We start from the raw sequence: 689 nt of genomic DNA, 5'->3' as shown, positions 1-689 counted from the left end.
CTAAAGCAATTACGAAATCGTCTAATACTGCACCAACTGCACCAACTGCACCAACTGCACCAACTGCACCAACTGCACCAACTGCACCAACTGCACCAACTGCACCAACTGTATTGATAAAGAAACAATCTACAGTTTCAAAACAGACAAAAATAAGCAAAGAAGAATCAAAAATTATTAATCAAAAGTCTACTTTTGCGACTACTAAAGAAAAAACAGTGATAAAGGATTCTGCTTCCCAACAAAAGATTGTAGAAAAAATAGAACCGAATTCACTTCCACCCTTGTCTAAGGATATCGTTACTTCATCAGCACCAGTATCACCAAAAAACGATGAGACGAAGTACACTACCATTGATGGTGTGGAATACGTTAATAATGAATATTTAGAGAATCAAGAATTTAATTTAGAAGGGAAAAAACGTTTTTATATTATGCCTGATGGTTTAGGTCGTACTGAATCTATTGAGCGTAAAAAAGGTGTTGGTCAGTCTATCCTTGATAACGTATTGCATCGATCTCAAGAAGATCAAGTTTCTTCTGTGGTATTAGCTCCTACTTATGTGAGACTTTCGCACAAAGAGTTAGCAAGCACTTTTGAAAATGATTTGTGTTTTATTAATGGCTATAACAAATCAATTAAAAAGCTAAGCCAGAATAAAGAAGTTGGGTTATGGCCGAGAAAACCT

At 35.7% G+C, this 689-nt stretch carries 1 protein-coding gene; it reads left to right on the top strand.

Going from position 1 to position 689, the window contains the following annotated elements; all coding sequences use genetic code 11:
* The coding region (gene filE, locus J580_RS23610) for a putative pilus assembly protein FilE (protein ID WP_032006090.1) at positions 1–689 on the top strand (689 nt) is incomplete at both ends.

It is taken from the genome of Acinetobacter sp. 1542444 (genome assembly GCF_000581835.1).
Taxonomy (GTDB): domain Bacteria; phylum Pseudomonadota; class Gammaproteobacteria; order Pseudomonadales; family Moraxellaceae; genus Acinetobacter; species Acinetobacter pittii.
Note: the sequence above shows the minus strand (reverse complement) of the source record. Positions and strands in the feature narration are given on the sequence as shown.